This window comes from Faecousia intestinalis, assembly GCF_040096185.1.
Classification (GTDB): Bacteria; Bacillota; Clostridia; order Oscillospirales; family Oscillospiraceae; genus JAZOXB01.
This window is the reverse complement of sequence record NZ_JBBMFF010000027.1, coordinates 1-3,087: the sequence shown is the minus strand read 5'-3', so window position 1 is coordinate 3,087 and position 3,087 is coordinate 1. Positions and strand designations below refer to the sequence as shown.

3 protein-coding genes are annotated in these 3,087 nt (G+C 62.6%); 2 read left to right on the top strand and 1 reads right to left on the bottom strand.

The window, feature by feature from the left end:
• Positions 1-403: 403 nt before the first annotated feature.
• Complete coding sequence (locus WMO66_RS00275) at positions 404-607, bottom strand: hypothetical protein (RefSeq protein WP_349134408.1); 204 nt, start codon at positions 605-607, stop codon at positions 404-406.
• Here WMO66_RS00275 and WMO66_RS00270 point away from each other — a divergent pair.
• Together WMO66_RS00270 and purB are read left to right on the top strand one after the other, a co-directional pair.
• Positions 597-1,307 (top strand): IMP cyclohydrolase, encoded by a 711-nt coding sequence (locus WMO66_RS00270; protein WP_349134407.1) that lies wholly within the window; start codon positions 597-599, stop codon positions 1,305-1,307. The genes WMO66_RS00275 and WMO66_RS00270 overlap by 11 nt on opposite strands.
• 206 nt (positions 1,308-1,513) lie before the next feature.
• Positions 1,514-2,947: an adenylosuccinate lyase gene (gene purB, locus WMO66_RS00265; RefSeq protein WP_349134406.1), complete on the top strand. Its 1,434-nt coding sequence runs from the start codon at positions 1,514-1,516 to the stop codon at positions 2,945-2,947.
• Positions 2,948-3,087 lie beyond the last annotated feature (140 nt).

The window sequence follows — 3,087 nt, the reverse complement described above, 5'->3', positions numbered from 1 at the left end:
GCTCACTCCCCGTAAAGGGGACGCCGCATCCGTAAGGCGGCAAAGCCGCCAACGGCTGCGCAGTGAGCGCCGCTACACCCCATATTTCGGCCTTTTCCATTTTAATGGCGGCTTGTACGGGCTGCGAGTGCCTTCCCGAGATTGCCACGGGCGCAGAGCGCCCTCGCAATGACAAATCGGGGGCCGTTGCCATTTTATCGTTACCCAATACGAATCGGCGGTGCAGCGCCAGGAGCGGCATGCCGCTCCCCTACAGCGCACGGCCGGAAACTTTCCACGTTCCATTTTCAGTTTTCCACTTCCATCCTGCTCTTCCTCTACACATAACATTACAAATATCTTCGTTCTATGGAAAAAGCACAAAAATCCGCGGGGGAACCCGAAACGTTCGTTGATTATTCCGTCACGGCGGGATTTGACGAACGCGGGCAAATGTGATAAAATAAAGGCACAAAGAGAAAGCGGCGCGTTCAAAAATACAGACCCGGTTTTCGGGATCGCGCGGCAGGATCGGTTCGTTGCCGACCGTCTGGGCACACCTGCGTTTGCGGCAGGTGCGCCGTTTTTTTTCAGACGGGGCAGGGAGGAGAATCAGAATGTATGACATTTCGCGTCTGCTGCGGGACAATCCCTATCCGGGCCGCGGCATCGTGCTCGGCCGCTCCGGCGACGACCGGTGCAGCGTGCTGGCCTATTTCATCATGGGCCGCAGCGCCAACAGCCGCAACCGCGTGTTTGTCCGGACGGACGACGGCATCCGCGCGCAGGCCTTCGACCCTGCGGCCATGACGGATCCCAAGGGCATCCTCTATAACCCGGTGCGGCGCATCGGCGAGGCGTGGGTCGTTTCGAACGGCGACCAGACCGACGCCATCCGCGACTGCTTCGCCGTCGGCCGCCCGTGGGAGGAGGCGCTGCGCGCCAGCACGTTCAAGCAGGACGCGCCGGACTTCACGCCGCGCATCTCGGGCCTGCTGTATCCGGACGGGCACTATGCCCTGTCCATCCTCAAGGCGATGGAGGGCAGCCCGCGCTGCTGCCAGCGCAGCGTCTTCGACTATGACGTGCCGCGCGCCGGGATGGGACATATCATCTACACCTACGAGGGCGACGGCACGCCGCTGCCGTCCTTCTGCGGAGAGCCGCGCGCCGTGACCATCTGCGGCAGTCAGGAGGACTTCACCGCGGCGGTGTGGTACGGCCTGCACGCGGAAAACCGCGTGTCGCTCTTCACGGCCTTTATCGACCGCCGGACCGGCGAGGTCACGACCCGGATCGTAAACAGAAACCAGAACATCGGAGTTTAATGGGGAACCTCTGATGGAATTCCCTTCGGCGGATGCCGAATCTTTTCCGCCGATCCATCGGTTCAGAAAGCTTGGAGTACACAAAGTACGCCTGCGCTTTCCAAACCTCGACTCGACGAAAAATCTCTCGCCATCCACGCTTGTGAATTCCATCAGAGGCTCCCCGTTCGATCGATCGGACTCAGTTGTAAAAAGAGGAGAACATCATGCAGACGGACCGTTATATTTCCCCGCTCTCCACGCGCTATGCCAGCGCGGAAATGCAGTACCTTTTCTCGCAGGACTTCAAATTCCGCACCTGGCGGCGGCTGTGGATCGCCCTGGCCCGCGCGGAGAAGACGCTCGGCCTTGCCATCACGGACGAGCAGATCGCCGAGCTGGAGGCCCACCGCGACGACATCAACTACGCCGAGGCTGAGGCCCGCGAGCGCGAGGTGCGCCACGACGTGATGAGCCACGTCTACGCCTACGGCCTGCAGTGCCCGAAGGCGGCGGGCATCATCCACCTCGGCGCGACGTCGTGCTACGTCGGCGACAACACGGATCTCATCATCCTGCGCGAGGCCGCGCAGCTCGTGGTGAAGAAGGCCGTGCAGGTCGTGCGGAACCTCTCGGCCTTTGCCGACCGCTGGAAGGACACGCCCTGCCTCGGCTACACCCATCTGCAGCCCGCCCAGCTCACGACCGTGGGCAAGCGCGCGGCGCTGTGGATCAACGAGCTGCTCATGGACATCGACGAGCTGGAGTTCCGCCTGTCGCGCCTGCAGCTGCTCGGCTCGAAGGGCACAACGGGCACACAGGCCTCGTTCCTCGAGCTGTTCGGCGGCGACGAGGGCAAAATTCAGGAGATGGAGCGCCTGATCGCGGACGAGATGGGCTTTGCGGGCGTCGTGCCGGTGTCCGGCCAGACGTATTCCCGCAAGGTGGACAGCTACTTCCTCTCGGCCCTGTCCGGCATCGCCCAGAGCGCGATGAAGTTCGCGAACGACCTGCGCATCGCCCAGTCGTTCGAGGAGCTGGAGGAGCCGTTTGAGAAGCACCAGATCGGCTCGTCCGCCATGCCGTACAAGCGCAACCCCATGCGCTCGGAGCGCATGTGCGCGCTGGCGCGCTATGTGATGACGGACAGCCTGAACCCCGCGTTCACGGCGGGCACGCAGTGGTTCGAGCGCACGCTCGACGACTCGGCGAACAAGCGCCTTTCCGTGGCGGAGGCATTTTTGGCGACGGACGCCATTTTGAACATCTATATGAACATCACGGAGGGCATCGTGGTCTATGAGCGCGTCATCGCCCGCCGCGTGATGGAGAAGCTGCCGTTCATGGCCACGGAGAACATCCTCATGGAGTCTGTGAAGCGCGGAGGCGACCGGCAGGAGCTGCACGAGGCTCTGCGCGTGCATTCCCACGCCGCGGCCGCCCGCGTGAAGCTCGAGGGCGGGCAGAACGACCTGCTCGACCGCATCGCGGCCGACCCGCTGTTCCCGCTGAGTCGGGAGGAGCTGGAGGAGATGCTCGACCCGCGGGCCTTCATCGGCTGCTGCCCGTCGCAGGTGACGCGCTTCCTGAAGGACACGGTGCAGCCCGTCGTGGACCGCTGGGGCGCAAAGGAGACCCTGACGGCCAAACTGGAAGTTTGAGTATTTGAATGGAAGATTGAGAAAAAAATTCCCGGACGCAGGTCCGGGATTTTTTCGTGGAAAATGGAGAGTGGAAAGTGTTGCAGGGCTGCCAGTCGTGCGTTGTAGGGGCGAGGCATGCCTCGCCCGGCGCAACGCTT

Coding starts and splice junctions, on each gene's coding strand:
- WMO66_RS00270 (WP_349134407.1), top strand. CDS start 597: ATGTATGACATTTCGCGTCTGCTGCGGGACAATCCCTATCCGGGCCGC.
- WMO66_RS00275 (WP_349134408.1), bottom strand. CDS start 607: ATGTCATACATTCTGATTCTCCTCCCTGCCCCGTCTGAAAAAAAACGG.
- purB (WP_349134406.1), top strand. CDS start 1,514: ATGCAGACGGACCGTTATATTTCCCCGCTCTCCACGCGCTATGCCAGC.